At 45.1% G+C, this 25,328-nt stretch carries 27 protein-coding genes; 10 read left to right on the top strand and 17 right to left on the bottom strand.

What is annotated here, in order from left to right; genetic code table 11:
• Positions 1-179 precede the first annotated feature (179 nt).
• Positions 180-518 (bottom strand): YolD-like family protein, encoded by a 339-nt coding sequence (locus DIC78_RS19595; RefSeq protein WP_127696799.1) that lies wholly within the window; start codon positions 516-518, stop codon positions 180-182.
• Complete coding sequence (locus DIC78_RS19590) at positions 515-1,753, bottom strand: DNA polymerase IV (RefSeq protein WP_127696798.1); 1,239 nt, start codon at positions 1,751-1,753, stop codon at positions 515-517. The genes DIC78_RS19595 and DIC78_RS19590 overlap by 4 nt, the downstream gene beginning before the upstream one ends.
• Positions 1,754-1,918: 165 nt before the next feature.
• Between DIC78_RS19590 and DIC78_RS19585 the strand changes: the two genes are divergently transcribed.
• Entirely contained in the window at positions 1,919-2,125 is a 207-nt protein-coding gene (locus DIC78_RS19585) for a YqzH family protein (RefSeq protein ID WP_010334838.1), read from the top strand.
• 12 nt (positions 2,126-2,137) lie between these two features.
• Here DIC78_RS19585 and DIC78_RS19580 read toward each other — a convergent pair whose 3' ends face one another.
• Entirely contained in the window at positions 2,138-2,416 is a 279-nt protein-coding gene (locus DIC78_RS19580) for an MBL fold metallo-hydrolase (RefSeq protein WP_127696797.1), read from the bottom strand.
• Between the two features lie 231 nt (positions 2,417-2,647).
• Here DIC78_RS19580 and DIC78_RS19575 point away from each other — a divergent pair, with 231 nt between their 5' ends.
• Positions 2,648-3,877 carry an MDR family MFS transporter gene (locus DIC78_RS19575; protein ID WP_127696796.1) on the top strand — a complete coding sequence of 410 codons (1,230 nt, stop codon included), beginning with the start codon at positions 2,648-2,650 and terminating at the stop codon, positions 3,875-3,877.
• Positions 3,878-3,930: 53 nt separating this feature from the next.
• Complete coding sequence (locus DIC78_RS21620) at positions 3,931-4,092, top strand: hypothetical protein (RefSeq protein ID WP_024121954.1); 162 nt, start codon at positions 3,931-3,933, stop codon at positions 4,090-4,092.
• On the opposite strand, the gene DIC78_RS19570 is transcribed toward DIC78_RS21620, so the two are convergent.
• The 5 genes from DIC78_RS19570 to DIC78_RS19550 all read right to left on the bottom strand — a co-directional run bounded on the left by DIC78_RS19570 (position 4,089) and on the right by DIC78_RS19550 (position 8,712).
• Positions 4,089-4,475 (bottom strand): VOC family protein, encoded by a 387-nt coding sequence (locus DIC78_RS19570; RefSeq protein WP_127696946.1) that lies wholly within the window; start codon positions 4,473-4,475, stop codon positions 4,089-4,091. The genes DIC78_RS21620 and DIC78_RS19570 overlap by 4 nt on opposite strands.
• Positions 4,476-4,480: 5 nt before the next feature.
• Positions 4,481-5,440: a type I pantothenate kinase gene (coaA, locus tag DIC78_RS19565; RefSeq protein ID WP_127696795.1), complete on the bottom strand. Its 960-nt coding sequence runs from the start codon at positions 5,438-5,440 to the stop codon at positions 4,481-4,483.
• An 88-nt stretch (positions 5,441-5,528) separates the two neighbouring features.
• Positions 5,529-6,875, bottom strand: coding sequence for a D-serine ammonia-lyase (gene dsdA, locus DIC78_RS19560; RefSeq protein WP_106020063.1), 1,347 nt, complete (start codon positions 6,873-6,875; stop codon positions 5,529-5,531).
• A 92-nt stretch (positions 6,876-6,967) separates the two neighbouring features.
• Entirely contained in the window at positions 6,968-7,747 is a 780-nt protein-coding gene (locus tag DIC78_RS19555; RefSeq protein ID WP_106020064.1) for an SDR family NAD(P)-dependent oxidoreductase, read from the bottom strand.
• Between the two features lie 5 nt (positions 7,748-7,752).
• On the bottom strand, positions 7,753-8,712 hold the full coding sequence (locus DIC78_RS19550) for an MBL fold metallo-hydrolase (RefSeq protein ID WP_024121959.1): 960 nt from the start codon (positions 8,710-8,712) through the stop codon (positions 7,753-7,755).
• A gap of 400 nt (positions 8,713-9,112) precedes the next feature.
• Between DIC78_RS19550 and proC the strand changes: the two genes are divergently transcribed.
• Positions 9,113-9,949 carry a pyrroline-5-carboxylate reductase gene (proC, locus tag DIC78_RS19545; RefSeq protein WP_106020065.1) on the top strand — a complete coding sequence of 279 codons (837 nt, stop codon included), beginning with the start codon at positions 9,113-9,115 and terminating at the stop codon, positions 9,947-9,949.
• A 47-nt stretch (positions 9,950-9,996) separates the two neighbouring features.
• Here proC and DIC78_RS19540 read toward each other — a convergent pair whose 3' ends face one another.
• Entirely contained in the window at positions 9,997-11,628 is a 1,632-nt protein-coding gene (locus DIC78_RS19540) for a M20/M25/M40 family metallo-hydrolase (RefSeq protein WP_127696794.1), read from the bottom strand.
• 170 nt (positions 11,629-11,798) lie between these two features.
• Between DIC78_RS19540 and namA the strand changes: the two genes are divergently transcribed.
• Together namA and DIC78_RS19530 are read left to right on the top strand one after the other, a co-directional pair.
• Positions 11,799-12,815 carry an NADPH dehydrogenase NamA gene (gene namA / locus DIC78_RS19535; protein WP_106020066.1) on the top strand — a complete coding sequence of 339 codons (1,017 nt, stop codon included), beginning with the start codon at positions 11,799-11,801 and terminating at the stop codon, positions 12,813-12,815.
• 119 nt (positions 12,816-12,934) lie between these two features.
• On the top strand, positions 12,935-13,705 hold the full coding sequence (locus tag DIC78_RS19530; RefSeq protein ID WP_127696793.1) for an alpha/beta fold hydrolase: 771 nt from the start codon (positions 12,935-12,937) through the stop codon (positions 13,703-13,705).
• A gap of 34 nt (positions 13,706-13,739) precedes the next feature.
• Here the strand turns inward: DIC78_RS19530 and rpmG are convergent, their stop codons facing one another.
• Positions 13,740-13,889 carry a 50S ribosomal protein L33 gene (gene rpmG, locus DIC78_RS19525; protein WP_003226511.1) on the bottom strand — a complete coding sequence of 50 codons (150 nt, stop codon included), beginning with the start codon at positions 13,887-13,889 and terminating at the stop codon, positions 13,740-13,742.
• Positions 13,890-13,963: 74 nt separating this feature from the next.
• Entirely contained in the window at positions 13,964-14,887 is a 924-nt protein-coding gene (rnz, locus tag DIC78_RS19520; RefSeq protein WP_127696792.1) for a ribonuclease Z, read from the bottom strand.
• Positions 14,888-15,110: 223 nt separating this feature from the next.
• Between rnz and zwf the strand changes: the two genes are divergently transcribed.
• Positions 15,111-16,580 (top strand): glucose-6-phosphate dehydrogenase, encoded by a 1,470-nt coding sequence (zwf, locus tag DIC78_RS19515; protein ID WP_010334843.1) that lies wholly within the window; start codon positions 15,111-15,113, stop codon positions 16,578-16,580.
• Between the two features lie 32 nt (positions 16,581-16,612).
• On the opposite strand, the gene DIC78_RS19510 is transcribed toward zwf, so the two are convergent.
• The 3 genes from DIC78_RS19510 to DIC78_RS19500 form a co-directional block, all read right to left on the bottom strand.
• Positions 16,613-17,293, bottom strand: a complete 681-nt coding sequence (locus DIC78_RS19510; protein ID WP_127696791.1) for a DUF3885 domain-containing protein — start codon at positions 17,291-17,293, stop codon at positions 16,613-16,615.
• A gap of 64 nt (positions 17,294-17,357) precedes the next feature.
• Complete coding sequence (gene gndA, locus DIC78_RS19505) at positions 17,358-18,767, bottom strand: NADP-dependent phosphogluconate dehydrogenase (protein WP_044154734.1); 1,410 nt, start codon at positions 18,765-18,767, stop codon at positions 17,358-17,360.
• A 109-nt stretch (positions 18,768-18,876) separates the two neighbouring features.
• Positions 18,877-20,121, bottom strand: a complete 1,245-nt coding sequence (locus DIC78_RS19500; RefSeq protein ID WP_044154732.1) for a DNA polymerase IV — start codon at positions 20,119-20,121, stop codon at positions 18,877-18,879.
• A 72-nt stretch (positions 20,122-20,193) separates the two neighbouring features.
• On the opposite strand from DIC78_RS19500, the gene mifM reads away from it, so the two are divergent.
• From mifM to DIC78_RS19485, 3 genes are all read left to right on the top strand, one after another.
• Complete coding sequence (gene mifM / locus DIC78_RS19495; RefSeq protein ID WP_081638334.1) at positions 20,194-20,481, top strand: membrane protein insertion/folding monitor MifM; 288 nt, start codon at positions 20,194-20,196, stop codon at positions 20,479-20,481.
• Between the two features lie 29 nt (positions 20,482-20,510).
• Positions 20,511-21,338, top strand: a complete 828-nt coding sequence (locus tag DIC78_RS19490; RefSeq protein WP_127696790.1) for a membrane protein insertase YidC — start codon at positions 20,511-20,513, stop codon at positions 21,336-21,338.
• Positions 21,339-21,465: 127 nt separating this feature from the next.
• The gene (locus DIC78_RS19485; RefSeq protein WP_127696789.1) at positions 21,466-22,194 is read left to right on the top strand and encodes a YqjF family protein; all 729 of its coding nucleotides are present in this window, start codon (positions 21,466-21,468) and stop codon (positions 22,192-22,194) included.
• Positions 22,195-22,243: 49 nt separating this feature from the next.
• Here the strand turns inward: DIC78_RS19485 and DIC78_RS19480 are convergent, their stop codons facing one another.
• From DIC78_RS19480 to mce, 3 genes are read right to left on the bottom strand one after another with little or no spacing between them, the layout of a single operon-like run.
• Positions 22,244-23,359, bottom strand: coding sequence for a tripeptidase T (locus DIC78_RS19480; RefSeq protein WP_044154721.1), 1,116 nt, complete (start codon positions 23,357-23,359; stop codon positions 22,244-22,246).
• Between the two features lie 17 nt (positions 23,360-23,376).
• Positions 23,377-24,900 (bottom strand): acyl-CoA carboxylase subunit beta, encoded by a 1,524-nt coding sequence (locus DIC78_RS19475; RefSeq protein ID WP_127696945.1) that lies wholly within the window; start codon positions 24,898-24,900, stop codon positions 23,377-23,379.
• Positions 24,893-25,315: a methylmalonyl-CoA epimerase gene (gene mce, locus DIC78_RS19470; RefSeq protein WP_127696788.1), complete on the bottom strand. Its 423-nt coding sequence runs from the start codon at positions 25,313-25,315 to the stop codon at positions 24,893-24,895. Before mce ends, DIC78_RS19475 begins: the two co-directional genes overlap by 8 nt.
• Positions 25,316-25,328 lie beyond the last annotated feature (13 nt).

Below are 25,328 nucleotides of genomic sequence, written 5' to 3'. Positions count from 1 at the left end.
TTTGATCTCCCTCCGTCTGGCAAAACGAATGTCTCTTTTTTCTCACAATATAAAAATTATATTTTGCCTGACTGGAATTGTAAATGCCTTCTTTTCTGTATCATACGTTTCCAGACTGCTGACGGAACAATGTTTGCTATTTTTCACATCTAGTTCTCCCCCTCCAGGAGGGGGAACATTTACAGAAAAATATCAAGCACCTGATCAAGTCTCAGCTTACAGAGCTTGCCGGCGTCTCCTTTTATCCACACTGTTTTTTCAAATTCCTCATAGCGGCAGATTTTCCCGCTGCAGGTGACAATTTCGCCATCTTGAAAGCAGCTGACAGTAATATCCTGAGCAAATTCCATTGCCATGCAAAACGTTTGGTTCATCTCCTCCAGCTTATCCGAATCAAGGATTGGCCTTTGCAGCTTCTGTTTATGGCGTTTTCTCTCAAGCAGGCTTTGTTTATGTTCAGGCAGAAACATCCGGCTTCCTTCCCACAGCAGATTGCCTCTTTTTAAATGCTCATTCATTTATAATGCCCTCCTATTTTAGCCGCTCGTTCAAACGCCTGGCCTGCCGCTGTCAGTGAGGCCGCCCTGATGATCGCCGTGTCGCCGAACCGGTTTTTAATCCCGTCCATCACATAGCCGAGGCGCATCTTCTTTGCATAATCCTGAAATAAATTAAGCTGCCATACTTCATCAGATGAGAGCTGAGAGAGATTGACCCCGAGGCGGCGGACAGGCTTCCCGTCCCAAAACTTGAGAAACAGTCTGCATACAGCCTGGTACACATCCTGCGTAGAATTGGTCGGTTCCGCCAACTTCACTTGCCGGTTGAAGCCGGTCGGCAAATCAAAGTCAGCCCCCCTGCAGCTCACCGAAACCGTCTGCCCCATCAACCCGGCGTTTCGGCTTCGCCTGCATACCTCTTCACTCAGCTCCAGCAGAACGACCTTTATTTCTTTGTCAAAGTGTTCATAGTCTTTCGGGAGTGTCATTCCGTGGCCAATCGCTTTTTGTCCGTCCAGCGATGCGGTTGACACAGGAGAATAGTCGATTCCGTTCGCCGTCATCCACAGCACGTGTCCGTTAATGCCCCATTTCTTTTTTAAAAGCTCGAGCGGAAAAACCGCAAGCCCGCCGATCGTGCTGATGCCCATTCGATTTAAATGATGTTTCATCCGGCTCCCGACGCCAAACATACTCCCCACCGGAAGCGGCCACATCTCGGTTTTCATATTTTCTTTCGTTAACGTGAAAATACCGTTCTTATTCTTTTTGGCAAAATTGTCACACGCAATTTTGGCAAGCGCTTTATTAGGGCCGATTCCCACCCGGGCATAAATGCCGACCTCCCGCATGATTCTGTCCTGAATGCTTTTAGCAATCTCCTCGGGCGCCCCAAACAGCTTCTGGCTGCCTGTGATATCCATGAACTGCTCGTCAATGGAATAGGGTTCCACAAGATCTGTATATTCCTCTAAAATGGCGGTGATTTGCAGCGATACATCAATATACCGCTGCATACGAGGCCGGAGCACAACAGCTTCAGGGCACTTTTCCTGCGCTTCCCACAGGCGTGAGGCATTGGCTACCCCTTTTTGTTTCGCCAGCGGGCATGCAGCCAATACAACTCCGCCCCGCCTTTCCGGATCACCCGAAACAATCACCGGCTGATTTTTCAAATGTGGATTTTCCGCTTTCTCTACAGATGCATAAAACGATTGCATGTCAACGAGAAAAATCACTTTTTCTTTCATCATACACACCTCTAAAAAGAACTTATGTTCGCTTTCATATTATATGCGAAAATATGTTCGATTTATACTGGTAAATGATTCTTGTCTGACAGAAAATATGATGCAAGGGTTTGAGAGAGGTAAAACTTTTAGTAGAATGAAAGCGAGCATAAAGATAGGAGAGTCAATATGGAGAAATTTGTCGAAAAAATGTTGGGACAGGCATTGCGCCAATACGGCCGAAATGTTGCCATTGATCCGTTAAGCCCGTATGAAAAACAAAGCCTGAAAGCTGCTTTAGAGGAAAGACAAAATGAAGATCCAGACGAGGACCTGCATGCGCATATAGAGGATATCATTTATGACTACGTCACAAACCAAGGGCTGTTTTCTTAGTGACATGCACCTTCATTGTTGGAGAAATTTCGTATATCTGTTTTCGTATGGCCAGAAGGGACGCGGCTGATATCGACGGGAAGCGCCCCTTCTCATATACGGGCGCTCAAGCCCGTCAGCATAAACTTTAATCTGATGCCCGGTCTCACTCAGCATTTCAGGAACCCCGCCGATATGATCTACAGCCTGATGGGTCAACGTCTTCGAACGGAAATCCGTTTGCTTCTCCCGCCTTCCTAATGTCTTTAAACTGACCGGGCATTTCCTGCTCAATGAGAATTGCACTTTCATGATATAAGCGCCGAACAAAAATCCGTGTACTTCACCCTCCACTCAACGGCGTAAACGCCATCGTCAACGTGAAACATGAACCATTCAAAAAACAAAGGTCATCCTGCGCACACATAGTGTAATACAATCCCATATAAACCAGTAAGTAAAAAAATTTAATCCCCCGTTGGATAAGGAAATTTTTTCATGTATGATAGAAAAAGATCTTACTAACAGGAGAGAACAATAAACATGAAGACATGGAAAGATATCCACCCAATCAGCTGGACAATTATTATCGGAACCATTTTCGGCAGAATGGCAACATCGATGAGCATTCCGTTTTTAGCGATTTATTTAACAGCTGTCCAAGGCGCATCAGCGTCCTACGCGGGGCTTGTCATTGCGGCGAGCTCATCAGTCGGAATCATTGCAAGCTTTTATGGCGGATATATCTCGGACAAATTCGGCAGAAAGAACATGATGCTTGTATCCATTTTCGGCTGGATGCTGGTGTTTGCAGGGTTTGCGGCCGCTTCTCACCTCTGGGTATTTTTTGTGGTAAATGCGTTAAACGGACTTTGTAAATCACTGTTTGAACCTGCATCAAAAGCTTTGCTGTCAGATATGACAGAAGAAAAAACAAGATTGCTGGTTTTTAATCTACGGTATGCAGCCATTAATATCGGCGTTGTCTTCGGCCCTGTGCTGGGTCTGTACTTTGGTTCATCACAATCTACCGCTCCTTTTTTGGTGCCCGCAGTGATTTATGGGATGTACGGTGTGATCCTTGCCATCCAATTTAAAAAGCATCCACCCGCGACATTAGAACAATCCAGAAATATGAACGTTCGGGAAGCGTTTATGGTAACGCAAAAGGATCGTCTTTTTACAGTTGCTCTTATCGGCATTACACTATCCATCTTCGGCTTTTCGCAGTTCAGCTCTACATTCCCGCAATATATGGCGCAAAATCCTTTTATCGAAGATGGGACAAAATTGTACGGCTGGATGCTGACATTAAACGCAATTGTTGTTTTGGCAACACAGTTTCCCATCGTCTACCTTGGTAAACGGTTTTCGCCGCTTTGCTCCCTGATGCTCGGCAATATCATGATCAGCGCCAGCATGATGATCCTTACCATGTCACACGGCGTTTCTTCACTTGTTATCATTGTGGTTGCATTTACAGTTGGAGAAGTGCTCTTATTCTGTATGATGGATTTGTTTGTAGACCAGATTGCAAAACCCGGATTAAAAGGAACGTATTTCGGAGCGATCGGCTTTTCGCAGTTTGGGAATGTGATTGGCCCTTGGGCAGGCGGCTTATGTATCGATATATTTGGCGCCGGGCATCCAAGTTCCATTTTTTCTGTCCTTAGCGGCATCACCCTGCTTGGCCTGCCGTTTTTAGTGTTTGCCTATCGGAGGATGAAAGCGGAAATCACTGAGCAGCAACCCGGACTGGGGAAGCCGCTTTAACACAAGAAGAGGGGAGAGAATCGCTCTCTCCCGCAAAAACGAGGTGATGAAATATGAATATAGGTGATATTATGTTTCAGCTGATCGTATTTTTCATGTTTGCCGCTGTTATCTCGGCGGCTGTGATCGGCTCTACATATGCGAAAAACCGTAAAGCACAGCTGGACCGAATCGAAAAAAAGCTTAACAGCATGTCCGAAGACCAAAACGATTAACCGCTTGGGGCAACGAGCTCTACCTTAATCCGGTCAGGGTCCTCACAATAGACTGCATAATGCCCGTCTCCTCCGGCAAAAGGATGCCGGTCTCGGTACAGCACACGATAGCCTTTTGCTATCAATTTTTCAGTCATCAGGTCGACTTGAAGCTTGGATTCAGCATGAAACGCGAGATGGTTCAGCCCGACACGGCACCTGTGATATTTCGGCTCTAGACATTCTTCTTTTGCCTGAACAATCACAAGGTAAAAGTGATCTTTCTTCCAGCTGATGCCGGAACTCCATTTTTGAAACTCTTTATAGCCAAGCTCTGCTAAAAACCATCCCCAAAACCGCTTAGACGCTTCCAAGTCGGAGACATACAGCTCAATATGGTGCATCATGATCACACCCTTCTCACTAACACTTCTTCTACCTTATGCCGGTCTCCCTTTCGCAATATTAAATCTGACCTGAATTTAGTCGGCAAAATATTTTCATATAAATTAGGGCGGTTGACACTCTCCCAAATCGAGGTTGCCATCTTGTCAGCCTCCTGGTCAGACAAGTCTTTAAATTTATGAAAATACGAGTCCGGATTTTGAAAGGCCGTTTCCCGAAGAAGGCGGAAACGCTCTAAATACCAGGTAAGAATCCGGCTTTCGTCCGCATCTACGTAAATTGAAAAATCAAAGAAATCGGAAACAAAGATGCGGGGATTTTCCCGGTCATCCTCCAAGGTCGGCGATTGAAGAACATTAATTCCTTCGATGATCACGATATCAGCCTGTTCTACAACCTCAAACACACCTTCCTCACGGTCATAGGTTAAATGAGAATAGACCGGGGCCTTTACTCTTTCTTTTCCTGACTTTACGTCATTCAAAAATTCGAGGAGCGCTTTCACATCATAGCTTTCAGGAAATCCTTTTCTTGACAGCAAGTTTTTCTTCTTCAGCTCAGCTGTAGGAAATAAAAAGCCGTCTGTCGTGATCAGGCTGACCTTGGGCCGATCCGGCAAACGTGAAAGCAGCTTCTGCAAAATCCGCGCTGTCGTGCTTTTCCCGACAGCGACACTGCCGGCAATGCCGATGATAAACGGAATTTTGGCTGAATGAGGGTGCTTCAAGAAGACATTCACATGCTTATTTCGTTCGGCAGCGGACTTGACATGCAAATGAAGCAGGCGAACAAGCGGAATATAGATCGTCTCCACTTCCTCTACGGATAGATGATCATTCAGCCCTTCAACAGCTTTTGCCTCTTCTTCAGAAACAGCAATCGACAAATGGCCCCCAAATCCTGACCAAGACTGCCGGCTGTGCTGTGTATATAAAGTATGTAAATTAAGCTCTTTATTTTTCACTGTTTACACCTGACTCTCTGTAGCTTTAAACAAACGCTTACAAAGATTGTAACGGAAAACATTCCTACTGTCTGCTTATTTTTTCAATTTACCTTTTTAACAAGTCAGCACCGATTCGGTTATATGCAGCCATTTCTTCTTTCGGAACCATACTGCCTCCCGTTCCCCAGACAACATGTACGGCATTTTTCATGCTGTGACGCAGATCATTTTCAGACATGTCGTGTTTCCCGGTATCCGATAAAAACAGCTGAACAGGCCCGAACATGCCGGCAAGCGCAGACGGCTCTAAATGCTTATTTTCAGATAAAGCCAGCAAATGAAGCAAGGTATACAGCGTTTCGTCTTCAATTGTATAACAGCCGCTCAGCAAAGGTTCTATCAGATTGCCGACAAATCCTGACGGACGCCCTACGGCAAGCCCGTCAGCAGCCGTTACATTATCCAAGCCGATATCCTGCACAGAGATCTGGTCATGCAAGCCGGAATATAGACCTAAGAGCATAGACGGTGAATGGGTAGGCTCCCCGAAAAATACATGGACATGGTTTCCGTACAATAGCTTCAGTCCAAATGCCACACCGCCCGGCCCTCCGCCGACTCCGCAAGGCAAATACACAAACAGCGGTGTTTCAGGACCAGGCTCGATATCCATAAAGCTGAGCTGTGTTTTTAAACGACTGGCCGCTACCGCATATCCTAGGAACAGCTGGCGGGAATGTTCATCATCAATAAAATAACAGAATGGATCTTGTTCCGCCTGCCGCCGTCCTTCTTTAACCGCTTCACTGTAATCTGATTCGTACTCGATTACGGTGACACCCTTTTTGCGAAGTAAATCCTTCTTCCACTGTTTAGCGTCGGAGGACATATGCACCGTCACTCGAAAACCTAGTTTGGCGCCAATGATGCCGATGCTTAAACCAAGATTGCCTGTTGAGCCGACAGCAATGGAATAGCGTGAAAAAAATGAAGTGAACCGCTCTTCGTGCAAGATGCTGTAATCATCTGTTTCCTTAAGCATTCCTTCTTGAAGCGCAAGCTCCTCCGCATGTTTCAGCACTTCATAAATACCGCCGCGTGCTTTAATCGATCCCGAAATCGGAAGCTCATGATCGCACTTTAAAAGCCATCTCCCCGGAAACGTTTCGCCATACACTTCCTCCAGCTTCTTTTTCATATGGCGTATTTCAAAAAGCGGCGATTCAATCATCCCTTCGGCAGCTTTTGTTTCCGGAAACGCCTCGGCAATATAAGGAGCAAACCGCCGAAGTCTTTTGTCCGCCTCGGCTATCTCGCTTTCCCACTCAGCCGCTTGTAATACCATCCCCTCTTTCTTGCCGGGATTAGCCCAGAATACCGGTCGTGCATCAATCAATTTCTGAATAAATGGATCTTTTATCAGATTACGCAAAGTTTCTTGATTTATCGACATCAGCCATTTCTCCTTCCTTTAACAAATGTATATCTTTATAAAAAACTGCCTGCAAACACACTAAAAGGCGCCTCACACAGGCAGTTCCATGCTTATTTTTTCATGAACACCCGTCCAGCCAGCTTTTCCACAAGGGCTGGAAACAGCTGATATAGCTTTGTGCCGGCATTCATCAAACGAGGAAGGTTGATTTCACGTTTGTTCGTCATAATGACAGACGCGATTTGTGCTGCCACATCATCTGGGTCAAGCATCCAGCGTTCGACATTTTTGGCATAGTCTCCGCCTTTATCAGCAATAGAAAAAAAGTCAGTCTGAATCGGCCCTGGATTGACTGTCGTCACATAGACGCCCGTGCCCGCCAGCTCCATACGCAAAGCGTTTGAATAGCCGAGCACAGCGTGTTTTGTCGCTGAATAAAGGCTGGATTTCGGCGTGGCAATTTTCCCTGCTTGAGAGGCAATATTGATGATATGGCCGCTTTTTTGCTCAAGCATATGCGGAAGAACAGCTTTTGTACAGGCGATCAGACCGAAAACATTGACATCAAACATTGATTTCATCTCATCAAGTGTAGAGTCTAAAACCGTTTCAAAAATACCGAAGCCTGCATTATTGATCAGCACATCAACCGGACCGATCTGATCACGGACGAGGGTGATATCTTCAAGACGGGAGACATCCAGAGGGAAAATATCACACTGTCCGCTCCATTCCTCGGTCATTTTTCTTTTGATTTCCTTCAAACGATCCTCACGTCTTGCCGACAGCAAAACATGGGCTCCTTCAGCCGCACATAAATAAGCGATTCTTTCACCAAGCCCTCCTGAAGCACCTGTAATCCAAATACGCTTGCCAGCTATATTTTTCAACCTGTTCACCTCTCTATTGCTCTAAAGTATGCGGTATTTCCATCCCAATATGACGTGATGCCTGCTTCGGCTGCCAATATATCAAGATGCCCAACCGTTTCTGACATCGTTAAAAACAACTCTTTTTCATAAACTGCAGGAAAGAGCTGCTGACAGACCTGAAAAGCGGTAAGCGGTTTTTCCGACAGCATATGACGCACATCCTCGGTTCGGCTGCTCTGCTTGTCAAACCGCTTCTTGATCAGTGCTCGTACATTGCCAATCGTCTCGCCATGACCGGGAAACACTGTGTTCGGGGCAAGTTCAGACAGCCTCCGCAACGACCGCTGATAATCCAGTAAAGGCTCCGATCTTTTTTCTCCCGTTTTTGGCGCTTCAAGAATCGGGTTAGACGAGCTGTTCGCCAGCAGCAAATCACCGCCAAGCATTCTTCCGGTCTTTTCATGAAAGAGAACAATATGCGACTCTGCATGTCCGGGCATTTCCAGAACAGTCCAGTCACCCATCCCGTCAATTTTCATCCCTTCCGTAACCGTTTGGGTCAAGGATCTTGTACAGGAAAATGCGTACGCCGACCGGATGAGCCTTTCTGCTTTCACATCATCAAATGGAACGCCTAACTCAGGCAGCAGCTTTTGAAAAAAATGTTTTTGCCACTCCATAAATGCCTTGTCTCTGCTGATATATGGTTCGTTAAACGGATGTCCAATCACTTTAATATCATCAGAAAAAACATCAAGCAACCCCGCATGATCCGCGTGATGGTGAGTCAGCACGATCTGCTCAATATCTGACATTTCTATATGTATACTAGCAAGCTGCTCTTTTAGGACTTCAGCTGCTTCTTTAGTGTTCGGTCCGGCATCGATCAGTGTCAGCGCGTCACCTTTCACTAAGTAAACGATGACATCACCGACGGCAAACGGTGTCGGGACGCGAATCGGAATGATATCTGCAGTTGTCATTCTTTTGCTCCTTGTCTTCATTCATTACTCATATTTTAGCTTTTTCTCGGTCCTGTGTCATTATTGCCGTATGAGAATGTCCCTTTTTGAAAAAGCTATTGACATTAGCTTATCCCCCATTGCATAATGAACAACAACTAAAATGAGAACCATTGGAACGCTATGACGAGGAATAGTATACAGGCAATGGCCAGAGAGAGCGATATCCCCAGGCTGAAAGGTATCGCGGCCCGCTTGTTTGTAGAACCTGCCCTCAGAGCGGTTAGGAAAACCTAAACGTTTCCCGCGTTACGGGATTTGAGCTGAGCACAAGTTGTGCTAATGAGGGTGGTACCGCGAACCTTTTCGTCCTTTACGTGATGAAAAGGTTTTTTGTTGTTCTGATAGAAGGAGGATATCCATGAAAAAGATAGGATTTGTCGGCGCCGGGTCCATGGCTGAAGCAATGATCAACGGCTTTTTGCAAAGCGGCATTACAAAACCTGAAAATATTTATATCACAAACAGGTCAAACGAAGAGAGACTCAATGAATTAAAGGAAATGTACGGCGTGCGTCCATGCAGGGATAAGAGCGAGTTTTTCACACAAACAGATATCGTCGTTCTCGCTTTTAAGCCTAAGGATGCGGCAGAGAGCATTGACAGCATTCGTTCTTACATGAAGGATCAGCTTGTCATTTCTGTGCTTGCAGGCCTTACCATCGAAACCATTCAGCATTATTTCGGCAGAAAGCTTGCTGTCATACGGGTGATGCCGAATACTTCAGCTGCCATCAGAAAATCAGCAACCGGATTTTCCGTAAGCGCTGAAGCAAGCCAAGACGATATCACGGCGGCTACAGCATTGCTAGAAACAATCGGAGACGCCACATTGGTTGAGGAGCTGCACCTTGATGCCGTTACCGCGATAGCAGGCAGCGGTCCCGCTTACCTGTATCGCTATATCGAAGCGATGGAAAAAGCGGCGCAAACGGTCGGTTTAGAGGAGGAAACGGCTAAAAAATTGATCCTGCAGACAATGGCCGGCGCTACAGACATGCTTCGTCAAAGCGGAAAACAGCCTGCACAGCTGCGCAGGGAGATTACGAGCCCCGGGGGAACAACAGAGGCAGGCCTTCGCGCTTTAACGGAAGCCCGCTTTGAAGAAGCGATCATTCATTGTATTGAAGAAACAGCCAAACGAAGCGCTGAAATCAAAGAGCAATTTGCCGGAGCCGCCATAGAGAAGCATTTATAGAAAAAAACACAAGACAGAAGGCAAAGCGCTTTCTGTCTTCTTTTATCTTAAGGCTGGCTGGCAGCTTCTGATTGTTTTAATAATGCAGAGATTGTAAAGGACAGCAAGTCGGGAAGCACCTCAAAGGAATAAGGCACATGCAGTCTTTCTGTCCATTTGTGCGGGTCTTTTCCAGCCGGGCCGACATTTAATACCGGGACATACAGCGCCTTGTCTTTACTGCTGGGAAGTGAATATCCTCTGTTAAAGAGCGGCATATTGCTTGTGTATGCACCAACCTCCTGTTTTTCCAGCTGAAGATAGCTCAAATCCGAGAGTCCTGGGAAATACTGAACCTCCCGTAAAGCAATGCCGTACCTGTCAGCTGCATATTGAATGAGCTTGCCAGCAGTATTCTTGATTACCTGATCGTTCTTTGATGACACTGCCGGATAAAATGGAGGGCTGTAAAAGAGAACAATGAGCGGCGCATCTTCCTTACACAGCGCTGCGAGCTCAGATACAATTCTAGTCGAAAAATCCCTGTCTCCAAGATCTCCCCTGTTTGCATAAGTGAAATTCAGCACCCGTTCTGTTTCTGAGCTTCCGACACGCCTTTTCGCACGTGCAAGCAGCTCATCAAATGTAAAAACAGAGACAGTTCGTTCAATTGGATGAAATGGCTCAAACTTCTGGAAATCACGTGTTTTTTGCTGAATATGGTTTGAAATCTTCTCTGCCGCCTGCTCTGCGGTTCTCCGCAGCATGTTATGCAGCTCACTCGCAGAGCGCTTCATTGTCAGTACATTAAATAACGTAACGGCCGTATGCGGTGTTTGGACGGAATATGCCTCCTTCAAGTCCTTTTGCATTAAGTTTACCGGCGGCGGGGTGACTTCCCCGTCAGCCATTTCGCAGTAATTCACGTTCAGTTCCAGCAGACGGTTGATCTCAGAAACCATTAAATTTGCATTTAAACCGGAAAACGGCTCTCCGACATGCGTCTCTATCCCTTTGCAGAAAAACCCTGCGAGAACCTTGCCGATGCTTCCTGAATACACATATTGCTGCTGGTCGCCCGGAAACTTTTCAAACATCGGTTCGCTATTCAAACAAGCAGTGTATGTAAGATGATATTTTTTCTCCATTTCTTTCAGCGCAGGAACGGCTTCGATCATTCCCCTTGAGTTCACTTCCTCGTCAGGAACCGTAATCAAAAGCACATTCCCATCAAAATGACCATTCATTGCCCGCTCAAGCATCGACAGCTGAACAGCCAGCCCCGCTTTCATATCCATCGTGCCTCTCCCGAACAGCCAGTCGCCGCTTTCCGCGTCTGTTCTCACACGTTCAGGAAGCAACTCTTTTTTCTCTAAAAAGGAGTTCAAAAGCTCAGCCGGCTTACAAGCCATATGCTTGAATTCTCCGTAGTCCTCTATGTCCACGACGTCAAAATGGCTCAGCAAGAGCACCGTCTGTTTGACATCTTTCTTTTTGACAAGCGCTGTCAAAAACGTTCTGCCGTCTTCCATCGGATGGAGTGTTACATGATCAGGGTTATTTTGAAAATAAGGCTTGTCCTTTAAAAGATAATAAAGATATTCTGCAAGTGCGGCCTCCCCTTTTGAACCGGTGACACTTTCATACTGGACAAGAGAAGTTAAAAGGGTAAGCAAATCATCCTTAGTCTGCCAATTCATCATTTCCGCCCTCCTATGTATAAAAACGATTTGATCCTAAAAAATAAAATGATTCCCTGTCTATTATACAGAAATGTTTGACAAATTCGGATCGTTTGAGCAGTTTATATGACGTGAAAGAAATGACTTGTTATAATCAATCTCTAAAAACCTTACGGGAGGCGAAAGAAATGGCCAGAAAATTATTCACACCTATTACGATTAAAGATGTAACGTTAAAAAACCGCATTGTGATGTCACCAATGTGCATGTACTCTTCTCACGAAAAGGACGGAAAATTACAGCCGTTCCACATGGCTCACTACATAACGCGCGCAGTCGGCCAGGTCGGATTGATTATTGTGGAAGCATCAGCGGTAAATCCTCAAGGACGAATCACAGACCAAGATTTAGGGATATGGAGCGACGAGCATATCGAAGGTTTTGCAAAGCTGACTGAGCAGGTAAAAGCGCAAGGCTCAAAAATCGGAATTCAGCTTGCCCACGCAGGACGTAAAGCAGAGCTTGAAGGCGATATTTTCGCTCCGTCTGCGATTGCGTTTGACGAGCAATCCAGCACACCGGTTGAAATGACAACTGAAAAAGTGAAAGAGACCGTGCAGGAGTTCAAACAAGCAGCAGCCCGTGCAAAAGAAGCAGGCTTTGATGTGATTGAGATTCATGCGGCACACGGATACTTAATTCATGAATTTTTATCTCCGCTTTCTAACCATCGCACAGATGAATACGGCGGCTCACCAGAAAACCGATACCGTTTCTTAAGAGAAATCATTGATGAAGTCAATCAAGTGTGGGATGGTCCTTTATTTGTCCGTGTATCGGCTTCTGACTATACAGACAAAGGCTTAGACATCGCGGATCATATCGGTTTTGCAAAATGGATGAAGGAGCAGGGCGTTGATTTAATTGACTGCAGCTCAGGTGCCCTTGTTCATGCAGACATTAACGTATTCCCTGGCTATCAGGTCAGCTTTGCCGAGAAAATCCGAGAACAGGCTGATATGGCGACTGGTGCTGTCGGAATGATTACAAATGGTTCAATGGCTGAAGAAATTCTTCAAAATAACCGTGCAGACCTCATCTTTATCGGCAGAGAGCTATTACGCGATCCTTACTTTGCAAGAACTGCCGCAAAACAGCTCAATACAGATATTCAAGCCCCTGTTCAATACGAAAGAGGCTGGTAATCTTGAGATTCGAGATATCCGCGGCTCCGCCGCCGGATATCTCTTTTTTTATTTTTGGAGAAACGATCAGCTGACGTTCTCCGTCTCCCTAGTAGAACCAATTAGAGGAGATGACTCCAATGAATGCAGCATGGATCGAAAGGACCTATACGGTTGACGGTTGTGAATTTCATACAAAACACCGAAAAGGATTTAGCGGTGTAACCATTGTCTTTGAAGCCGGCTATGGCACTTCTTCAGAGACGTGGAAACCACTAACAGCGGACATTGATGACGAATTTGGCATATTCACATATGATAGAGCGGGCATTGGGAAAAGCGGACAAAGCAAGGCAGAACGAACAGCCGACCAAAAGGTGAGAGAATTAGAAAGCTTGCTTAAGGCAGCAGGTATAAGACCGCCTTATCTGGCTGTTTCACATTCATACGGATCGGTTATCAGCAGATTATGGGCCTGTAAAAACCGACAGGATATTATCGGCATGGTGCTCCTTGATCCCGCTTTAGGAGATTACGGCAATGGCGGCTTTACATTTATTCCTGAAGAAATGCATACAGCATACAGAAAGCAGATGATGCTCGAGGAGACACATGCAGACTTTTCGAAAAGTCTGCGGCAGTTCAAACAGCAGCAAGTCCATTTAGGGAACATGCCGCTTATTGTCCTGTCATCAGGTGAACGCACTGAGAAATTCGCCTCCGGTGAAGAGGACTGGAGAAACCTGCATAGCAGCATTTTGTCTCTATCCGATCAAAGCGGCTGGATACAAGCTAAAAACAGCTCACATAACATTCATCATGATGAACCTCATATCGTCCATCTGGCGATTTATGATGTTTGGTGTGCGGCCTGCCAGCAGGCCGCCCCGCTGTACCAGGCAGTCAATTAAACAAAAAACCCGGCTAAAGCAGCCGGGTCTTTTATTATTTTGTTTCGCGATGAAGGGTATATTTTTTTAACCGCGGTGAGTATTTTTTCAGCTCTAAACGATCAGGATTTGTGCGTTTATTTTTGGTTGTGATGTAGTTTCTGTCCCCTGTTTCAGTGCAAGCCAAAGTAACATTTACTCTCATGTTTAACATCTCCTTATAAAGCGTAATGATTACGTTTTATTATACAGCTAAATAACAGATTGTCAAACACCTTCTCAGCCTCTTGGAACTTGTACCTCTAAGAAATCATAAGCCGTGATGCTGTTCGGAAAAACGGCTGCCGCTTCTTTCTGAAGCTCCAAAGAAGCCTCTCCCTGATATCTCGCGCTGATATGAGTTAAAATGAGCTGCTTCGCCCCAGCTTCTTTGGCAGTTATAGCTGCTTGTTCTGTTGTACTGTGAAAATAATCAAAAGCAAGCTTCACATCATCCTTAGCAAAGGTGGCTTCATGCACAAGCACATCACAGTCCCGCGCAAGCTCTTTTATCTTATCGCTCACTCTCGTATCCCCGGAAAACACGACAGCTCTTCCCTTTTTAGGAGGCTCCAGAAAATCCTCCCCATTTATGGTGCGTCCGTCTTCAAGCGTCACGATTTCACCTTTTTTTATTTTCGAATATACAGGTCCAGGCGGAATATTCATTCCCTTTAATAACGCCGCCTTTAAAGAACCAGGCACATCTTTTTCCTGTACGCGGTACCCGAAGGCCTCTACACCATGAATCGCGGATACAGCTGTGACGATAAACTGATCGTCCTCAAATACCGCTCCCTCTTCAATCTCTTGTATCACAAGCGGATATGTTAGGTGAGTTTTCGTGACGGCAAGACTTGTTTCAATAAACGCCTTGATGCCTTTCGGTCCGTAAACCGTCAGCTCGTCCTCACCGCCCTGAAAAGAACGGCTGCCAAGAAGCCCTGGAAGACCGTATACATGATCGCCGTGCATGTGAGTAATGAAGATTTTTTCTATTTTTCGAGGTTTAATCGATGTATGTAAAATTTGATGCTGTGTGGCTTCCCCGCAGTCAAACAGCCATACAGATCGCCTTTCTTCAAGCAGCTTTAATGCGATCGACGTCACGTTTCTCGACTTAGCGGGAATTCCGGCTCCCGTCCCTAAAAAAAGTAATTCCACATTTCCTTCCTCCTACTAGAACTAGTTACCTACAAGAATACAGGATCATGCGTAAAATGTGAATCTTACCTCTGATTCGGGCAATCCTTTCGTTCTAGAAATATTTTTGCGCCATTCTGCAAAAAAAGGTCTTAAATGTTTGCTTTCGTTGAATTTTAGATTTAAAATGAAGGAAATATGCGGGGTACTAAAATAAAGCTTCGAATAAAGTGAGGTACTTTTAGTGAAAACAAACCAACAACCAAAAGCAGTAATTGTCATATTCGGTGCAACGGGAGATTTAGCAAAACGAAAACTCTATCCGTCCATTCACCGTTTATATAAAAACGGACAAATCGGAGAAGAGTTTGCAGTTGTAGGAGTCGGAAGAAGACCCTGGTCCAATGAGGATCTTCGCCAAACCGTCAAAACATCTATTTCCTCAGCTGCTGATAAACATATAGATGATTTCACGTCTCATTTCTATTATCACCCGTTTGACGTGACAAACCCTGGTTCTTATCAAGAGCTTAACGTACTGCTCAACCAGCTGGAAGATACATATCAAATCCCGAACAACAGAATGTTCTACTTGGCAATGGCCCCAGAATTCTTTGGGACAATTGCAAAGACATTAAAATCAGAAGGTGTTACAGCAACTACAGGCTGGTCCCGCCTTGTGATTGAAAAGCCGTTTGGCCATGACTTGCCAAGCGCGCAAGCATTAAATCAAGAAATTCGTGAAGCATTTACAGAAGATCAAATTTACAGAATCGATCACTATTTAGGAAAACAAATGGTGCAGAATATTGAGGTCATTCGATTTGCCAATGCGATTTTCGAACCGCTATGGACAAATCGCTACATCTCAAATATCCAAATCACATCAAGCGAATCACTTGGTGTTGAAGACCGTGCTAGATATTACGAAAAATCAGGCGCCCTTCGCGACATGGTCCAAAACCATATTATGCAAATGGTTGCGCTTCTCGCAATGGAGCCGCCGATTAAACTGAACACAGAAGAAATTCGCAGCGAGAAAGTGAAGGTGCTGAGAGCCCTCCGCCCTATTGCAAAAGACGAAGTGGATGAGTATTTTGTGCGCGGACAATATCAAGCCGGTGAAATTGACGGTCTGCCAGTCCCTGCTTATACAGATGAAGATAACGTCGCTCCTGACTCAAATACAGAAACCTTTGTTTCTGGAAAGCTTCTGATCGACAACTTCAGATGGGCTGGTGTTCCATTCTACATTCGTACCGGAAAACGAATGAAAGAAAAGTCTACAAAAATTGTCGTTCAATTTAAGGACATTCCGATGAACCTGTACTACGGCAATGAAAACAACATGAATCCGAACTTACTCGTCATTCATATTCAGCCTGACGAAGGCATTACACTGTACTTAAACGCTAAAAAACTCGGAGGGGCAGCACACGCGCAGCCAATCAAACTGGATTACTGCAGCAATTGCAATGATGAGCTGAACACTCCTGAAGCATATGAAAAATTGATTCACGACTGTCTTCTTGGCGATGCGACGAACTTCGCACACTGGGATGAAGTGGCCCTTTCTTGGAGCTTTGTCGATTCCATTTCTGAAACATGGGCAGCCAACAAAACCCTATCGCCAAACTACGAAGCAGGTTCTATGGGTCCAAAAGAATCAGATGATCTTTTGGCGAAAGACGGCTTGCATTGGTGGAATATATAAAGAAAAAGGCTGAAAGTGCTTGTAAAGCATTTTCAGCCTTTTATTGATGTACCAAGCTCTCTGCTTCTAAGCGGCTCAAAAAGACAATTGATTTTCTCTCTGTCGTAATCTAATATCCAACTGTTATATGTTTCATACATATCCCGTATTGTTTCAGCTGCAGCAGCTAAAATATCGCAGCCTTGATCATCATAAAGATGAAAAATGGTTCTCTTTTTTATATTGATAAAGTAAATATCTTGAGAAATGCTTGGTTTTATCCCCATATCTTGATTACATATCGCTCTCAGCATTGAAATATATCTTACATCACCAGCTTTGCATCTAAGAAAAAATCTATGCGTTTTATCATCATAATCATCAGAACAAGTATAAGGAACAGCAATGTGCTGCAGTTTTTTCAACACAGCTTTTTCTCGAATGTACCGTGAGAAAATATACAATTTGCTCTTATATCCCCTTCCCCCTTCAAAACCAACAGCATCAGCTATAACAAATATATCATCATCTTCGGCATGTAGAGATTTAAATAAAGTGACAGCTCTCTTATATGCGTTATCTACATAAGGGCCGTGTAGATAGGCATCGTTCACATTATACCCTACACCTATTTCAAACCGGATTCCGATCTGCCAGTTATAAAACAAAGGAGGCATAAGTCGTAAACCAGGAAAATTTTCAAGTAGATACTCATTTACAGGCAAAATATACATCCTTTCGTCGGCACTCTATTTCAAAAAAATCCCGCAGCTGTCAGGCTGCGGGATTTCCACATCATTATTTCATCCATTCCGTATGGAAGACACCGTCTTTGTCTGTGCGCTCATAAGTATGGGCGCCGAAGTAGTCACGCTGCGCTTGGATTAAGTTTGCAGGCAGCACGGCTGTGCGATAGCTGTCATAATAAGCTAGTGCGCTTGAGAATGAAGGTACCGGCACGCCTTGGGCAACTGCAAGTGAAATCACTTGGCGAAGCGCTCCTTGGTAGCTTTCTGCAATGTTCTTGAAGTGGCTGTCAAGCAGCAGGTTATCAAGCTCAGGATCGCGGTCGTAAGCTTCTTTGATTTTCTGCAGGAATGCCGCACGGATGATGCAGCCGCCGCGGAAGATCATAGCGATTTCACCGTAATTGAGATCCCAGTTGTATTCTTCAGAAGCTGCTTTCATTTGGGCAAATCCTTGGGCGTAAGAACAGATTTTGCTCATGAACAGCGCTTTTCTGACTGCTTCGATCAGCTCTTCTTTATTTTCTGTAACAGGCTTCACTTCAGGCCCTGAAAGAAGGCCGCTTGCTTTCACACGCTCATCCTTCATCGCTGAAATAAAACGTGCGAATACAGATTCAGTGATAATCGGAAGCGGAACACCTAAGTCAAGTGCACTTTGGCTTGTCCATTTTCCTGTTCCTTTTTGACCCGCTTTATCAAGAATTACATCAACAAGCGGTTTGCCTGTTTCTTCATCTTTTTTCGTGAAGATATCAGCAGTAATCTCGATCAGATAGCTGTCAAGCTCGCCTTTATTCCATTCAGCAAATACTTCATGAAGCTCATCAGCTGAAAGGCCGAGTACCTGCTTCAGGATGAAATAAGATTCAGAGATCAGCTGCATATCCCCGTATTCAATACCGTTGTGCACCATTTTTACATAATGGCCGGCACCGTCCGGACCGATATATGTCGTACACGCTTCACCGTCAACTTTTGCAGAAATTGCTTCAAGAATTGGCTTCACAAGTTCATGAGCTTCTTTTTGTCCGCCAGGCATGATAGAAGGCCCTTTAAGCGCTCCTTCTTCTCCGCCTGAAACGCCTGTGCCGATAAAATGAATGCCGCTTTCAGCAAGCTCTTTGTTTCGGCGCTGTGTATCTTTATAATATGTATTTCCGCCGTCAATTAAAATATCGTCCTTCTCTAAGTGAGGAAGAAGAGATTGAATTGTCGCATCTGTAGCAGTTCCCGCTTTAACCATTAACAAAATTTTGCGCGGTGTTTCCAAGGATTGAACAAATTCTTCAATGCTGTAGGTGCCAACAACGTTTTTGCCTTTAGCCTCCTGCAAAAATTCCTCGGTTTTGCTGCTTGATCTGTTGTAAACAGAAACAGAAAATCCTCGGCTTTCAATATTTAAAGCCAGATTTTTACCCATTACCGCAAGTCCGATAACTCCGATTTGTTGTTTTGACATATTCTAACGTCCCTTCTGCAAACGTTTAACCATTTTAAAATTTACATTAAAATAAAATGATATTTATACTATTGAAATTACCATACTTCACCCCCTTATTTCAAGACATTCAGCTTTTCTTTTCATCTTGAAAAAAATCTTTATTAAAGCTTGTTCCGCTTGTTTTGCTCTCGTCTTTTTTAACCTTTGCACCTTTTCTGATCAGCTTGGAACCGTACTTTTCATTCAGTTTTTCCATCATCTGCTGAATCGGTTCATCCTTCGCATCCTCTGTATAGCTGAACAAATCGAGCTGCTTATAGGCCTGCTCTTTTTCTACCAAATCCGTTCCGGTAATGCCGAGCAGCCTGATGGGGTTTTTGTTCCAATGCTTAAAGAAGAGATGTTCTGCTTCATTATATATCTCGTTTTTTTGATCTATCGGATTCTTCAGTGTGATGCTTCTCGTAATCGTTTTCCAGTCCGCATATCTGATCATAATAAACAGCTTTGAAGCCATTACTTCCTTACGCTGCAAACGGCCGCTAACTGATGCGGACAGTTTGCGAAAAACAGCTAACAGCTCATCCTCATCGGCAGAATCATGAGAAAGTGTGGATGAATTGCCTACGCTTTTAAATTCATAAATGCGCTCCGGATCAACAGGGGCATGGTGAATGCCGTTCGCTTTATTTTTTAGACGGGGCCCGTTGATGCCAAGCAGCCGTTTCAGCGCGTGTTCGTCAGCGGCCGCTAAATCTCCAATCGTATCAATACTGAGCCCGTTCAGTTTTTCCGCCGTCTTTTTGCCTACGCCATGCATTTCTCCAACGGGGAGAGGCCAAAGGATATCAGGCACTTCTCTTTTTCTCAGGATGGTGATCCCAAGCGGCTTTTTCATATCGGATGCCATTTTGGCGAGAAATTTATTCGGGGCGATTCCGATGCTTGACGGAAGCAGCAGCTCTTTCTGCAGTCTGCTTTGTATTTCTTTTGCCGTCTCATAGGCATTGCGGCTGTATGGTGTATCCGTCATATCCATATAGCCTTCGTCGATGGATACAGGCTCCACCAGATCTGTATATTCACGAAGGATGCTAAACATCGCTCTTGAAGAGCTTCTGTACCGGTCAAAGTTCGGCGGAAGGACGATGAGCTCAGGACAGTTACGCTTTGCTTCCCAAACCGGCATGGTTGTTTTCACGCCGTGCGCCCTTGCTTCGTAGCTGCATGTGACGACGATGCCTTTGCGTTCTTTGACGTTTCCGGCAACTGCAACCGGCTTTCCTCGGAGAGCCGGGTCATATGCCATTTCCACCGATGCATAGAAACTGTTCATATCAATATGGAAAATAATTCGGCCTTTCCCCGGCATAAACATATCTCCTTTCCGTTCATTAGACAACGGCTTGTACATATAGTAAAATGAAGGTATTGAATGGATGTGATTACAATGTTTGTGGAATCGATAAATGACGTTTTATTCTTAGTCGATTTTTTCACAATTATTCTTCCGGCTCTGACCGCCATCGGAATTGCTTTTCTCTTGCGAGAGTGCCGAGCCGGCGAGCAGTGGAAATCAAAACGAACAGATGAACATCAGACGGTCTTTCGAATAAACCGAACAGACTTTCTTATTATTATATATCATCGCATTACAACTTGGATACGTAAAGTCTTCCGCATGAATTCACCTGTAAATGATGATGAAGACGTCAGTTCCCTTCTTTTATAAACCGCATTTATAAAAAGGAGGAGAACAAATTGTTAAAAACATATCAGAAACTTTTGGCTTTAGGGGCCTTTTTGATCGTATTATGCTCGGGCAACGCAGCTTTTGCTGCAACAAATCAGGTGGGAGGCCTCAGTAACGTCGGTTTTTTCCACGACTATTTAATTGAGCCGTTTTCCTCGCTGCTGAAAGGCGTTGCCGGACTGTTTCACGGAGAATACGGGTTGTCTATCATACTTGTAACCGTTATTGTGCGCGTTGTGGTACTGCCTTTGTTTGTCAATCAGTTTAAAAAACAGCGTGTGTTCCAAGAGAAAATGGCAGTCATTAAACCGCAAGCAGACAACATTCAAGCCAAAATCAAAAAGACAAAGGACCCGGAAAAACAGAAAGAACTTCAAATGGAAATGATGAAGCTGTATCAGGAGCATAATATCAACCCGCTTGCGATGGGCTGTCTTCCAATGCTAATTCAGTCTCCGATTATGATTGGGCTTTATTACGCGATTCGCTCAACACCTGAAATTGCGTCACACTCGTTTCTATGGTTCAGTTTAGGACAATCTGATATTCTCATGTCCCTTAGTGCAGGGATTATGTATTTTGTCCAAGCTTATGTCGCTCAAAAGCTGAGCGCGAAATATTCCGCTGTCCCGCAAAATCCGGCAGCGCAGCAATCTGCAAAGCTAATGGTGTTTCTCTTCCCTGTGATGATGACGATTTTCTCGCTTAATGTACCTGCGGCCCTTCCGCTGTACTGGTTCACCAGCGGCCTGTTCTTGACAGTACAAAACGTCGTACTTCAGATGACACACCATAAACATAAAAAAACAGCCGCTTTTACAGAGCCGGTGAAATAAAAAAACAACTCCGGCTTTTGTTCGGAGTTGTTTTTTTATTTCCATCACTTTTTAGAACCTGCATCCGTTTAAAAAGAAGAAAATCGGGAATACCTTTACTCACATCCAAAGGAAAGGAGCTGGTGTCGTGACGGAACAGTCTCAACAAAAAAATATTTCTGTGCCTGAGGGAATTTGGATCATGAAACAAACATGGAATGATGTCTTATTTGCTCATTGGCCGGTTGATTACTCTACCCTTCGAGCTAAGATTCCGCCGATATTGGACATAGATACATATAACGGACAAGCTTGGGTCAGCGTGCTTCCCTTTATGCTCACAAACCTTCGCGCGCGTTTTCTCCCTCCTATTCCCGGAGCCCAGTCCTTTCCAGAGCTTAACCTGCGCACTTATGTCACCTATAAAGGCAAGCCGGGCATTTATTTCTTCAGCTTAGATGCTGATCATCGGCTGGCAGTTCAAGGTGCACGGACTTTCTTTCATTTGCCTTATTTTTACGCCGATATGAAAGCCGAAAAAAATGGGGCTGATATGGAATATAGAAGCAAACGGAGAGACGCCGGAAAAGCAGAATTCGGCGCCAAGTACCGGCCGCTCTCTGCGCCTTTTACAGCGCAAGAGGGTTCGCTTGATTACTGGCTGACGGAGCGCTACAGACTCTACACCGCCCATCGTGACAAGCTCTATTATGAGGACATTCACCATCATCCTTGGCTTCTTCAAAGAGCCGAGGCCCAGTTTTCAATCAATACAGTGGCTGATGCTCACGAAATCACTTTACCAGACTCAGAACCGCTGCTTCATTTTGCCAAAAAACAAGACGTGTTATTTTGGCCGCTTCGACAATGGCACTGACTGTCAGAAAAAAACCCGAATGCCAGATCCGCACTCGGGTTTTTCTTCATTATTTTGCTGCTTCTTCAATAATGGCAACAACCATTTCTGCTGTTTTCACCAGCTCTTCAATCGGCATTTTTTCGTTCTTCGTATGAATTTGCTCATACCCGACAGCAAGATTGACCGTTGGGATGCCATGGCCTGCGATTACGTTTGCGTCGCTTCCGCCGCCGCTCGTTTGCAGCTCGCTTGTGCGTCCGATTTTCGCAGCTGCTTTTTTCGCGATTTCAACGACTTGGTCGCCATCTTGATATTTAAACCCTGGATACATGACTTCGATTTCAACTTCTGCACGTCCGCCCATATCAGCTGCCGCCTCTTCAAAAGCAGCTTTCATTTTTTGAACCTGCGCTTCCATTTTTTCAGGAACTAAAGAACGCGCTTCAGCGAGAATATGCACTTCATCGCACACAATGTTCGTTTGTGTGCCGCCTTCAAACCGGCCGATGTTTGCTGTTGTTTCTTCATCGATGCGGCCCAATGGCATTTTTGAAATCGCCTTGCTTGCGATTGTAATCGCTGATATACCTTTTTCTGGTTCAACTCCAGCGTGTGCAGTTTTACCGTAAATCGCCGCTCTTACCTTCGCCTGAGTCGGTGCCGCAACAATGATATTGCCGACTTTTCCGTCTGAATCAAGAGCATAACCGTAGGATGCTGTCATCATGGAACGGTCAAGCGCCTTTGCCCCGATAAGACCTGATTCTTCACCTACAGTGATGATGAATTCAATCGTGCCATGCTCAATGTTTTCTTCTTTGAGCACTTTAATTGCTTCAAACATGGCAGCCAATCCGGCTTTGTCATCGGCGCCTAAAATCGTTGTGCCGTCTGTTTTGACATATCCGTCCTCAACAACCGGTTTTACGCCGTTTCCGGGTACGACTGTGTCCATATGAGATGTAAAATAAATTGTATCTGTCTTTTTCGTCCCTTTTAATGTGCAGATCAGGTTACCGGCTCCGTGGCCAGTGATATCCATCGTATCGTCTTCTTTTACGTCTACACCTAAATCAGAAAATTTTTGTTTCAGCACTTTGCAGATTTCAGCCTCGTGCTTTGTTTCTGAATCGATTTGAACAAGCTCTAAAAATTCTTCCAGCAGGCGTTTTTCATTCACCATTTGTAAGTCCCTCCATGTTAAAGCGGTATGTTACCGTGCTTTTTTTTCGGTCTCTCTTCTGTCTTATGTGCAAGCATGTGAAAAGCTTGGATGAGTCTATTCCTGGATTCTTCCGGCAAAATGATGTCATCGATCATTCCGCATGCCGCCGCTTTGTAAGGGCTGGAGTTTTGTTTTTTGTATTCAGCTGTTTTTTCGCGTTTTGTCTTTTGCGGGTCAGCTGACGCTTCAATATCCTTATCATACAAAATAGATGCCGCACCTTCAGCACCCATCACTGCGATTTCGGCATTTGGCCAAGCAAACACGAGATCCGCTCCGATGGATTTGCTGTTCATGGCGACATACGACCCGCCATACGCTTTTCTGATAATGAGCGTTACTTTCGGGACCGTCGCTTCTGCATAAGCAAACAGCAATTTGGCTCCGTGTCTGATAATGCCGTTATGCTCCTGCTGAATGCCGGGCAAAAACCCCGGAACATCTTCGACAGTTAACAGCGGGATGTCAAAGGCGTCACAAAACCGGATAAATCTCGCTGCTTTATCAGCCGCGTCAATCGTCAGGCTTCCTGCTAAATGTTTCGGCTGGTTTGCCACAATTCCGATCGTTTTTTGGCCAAGCTTTGCAAATCCGATGACTATATTTTTCGCAAAATACGGCTGAATCTCAAAAAAAGACTGCGGATCAGCCAATTCCTGAATCACCGCCCGAACATCATACGGCTTTGTGCTGTCAGCCGGCACGAGGCGGTTTATTAACGAGCTGGAGGCCTCATCCACAGATGAAGGTAGTGATATCTGTTTGTCGAGCGGCAAATAAGACAGCAGCTTCTTCACTCCTGCCAGAACCTCCTCTTCCGTTTTTCCGGAAAAGTGGGCATTTCCGCTGACGGCATTATGTATTCCCGCTCCTCCTAAGCTCTCCGCATCAACCTGTTCTCCTGTTACTTTTTCAATGACCTTCGGACCGGTAATAAACATTCGGCCCGTCTGTTCTGCCATAAAGATAAAATCAGTAAGTGCCGGAGAGTACACAGCGCCTCCAGCGCACGGCCCTAATATAACCGAGATTTGCGGAATGACTCCGGAATATAAGACGTTTCGGTAAAATATGTGACCGTATCCATCTAATGATACCACACCCTCTTGAATTCTCGCACCACCTGAGTCGTTCAGCCCGATAATCGGTGCTTTATTTTTTGCTGCAAGATCCATCAGTGAGGTGATTTTTTTCGCATGGGTTTCGCCAAGCGCCCCGCCGAATACGGTAAAATCCTGCGCAAACACATATACAGAGCGGCCGTCAATCGTCCCGTAGCCCGTCACGACTCCATCTCCCAATATACGCTGCTCCCTCGTTAAGCTTCGGCTCTCCATGAAAGGATATAATTCGATAAAACTATCCTCATCCAGGAGATAGGCGATCCTTTCCCGCGCTGTGAGCTTTCCCTTTTTCCGCTGTTCAGCCTGCTTTGCATGTCCCCCGCCTTCTTCCGCCTGCCTGCGCCTGTTGTATAGATGACCGATATGTTCATTCATGTTCAATGTCTTGATCTCCTTTCGGTTCACAGAGCTCTACAAGCACGCCATTTGTTTCCCGCGGAGAAATAAACGCGATCTGTTTCCCGTTTGCTCCCTGTCTCGGCTGCCTGTCTATTACATCAATTTGCCGGTTTGATAATGCTTGAAGCTGATCTGTTAAGCCGCTGCATAGAAACGCAACATGGTGCAGCCCCTCTCCTTTTTTATCTAAAAATGTACGGACAGGGCTGTCAGGCGTTAACGGCTCGATCAGCTCCAAATAAACGCCTCCCGCTCGGAAAAGAGCAATGGTCACCTTTTGCTCTTCAACCGTTTCTTGATGAAGAAACGTTAATCCCAATACATCTTCATAAAAAGCTCTGGCCTTGTTTATGGAATAAACGGCAATCCCAATATGGTCAAGTCCGGTCATTTTCATCCCTGCT

This window comes from Bacillus halotolerans, assembly GCF_004006435.1.
GTDB lineage: Bacteria > Bacillota > Bacilli > Bacillales > Bacillaceae > Bacillus > Bacillus halotolerans.
Note: the sequence above shows the minus strand (reverse complement) of the source record. Positions and strands in the feature narration are given on the sequence as shown.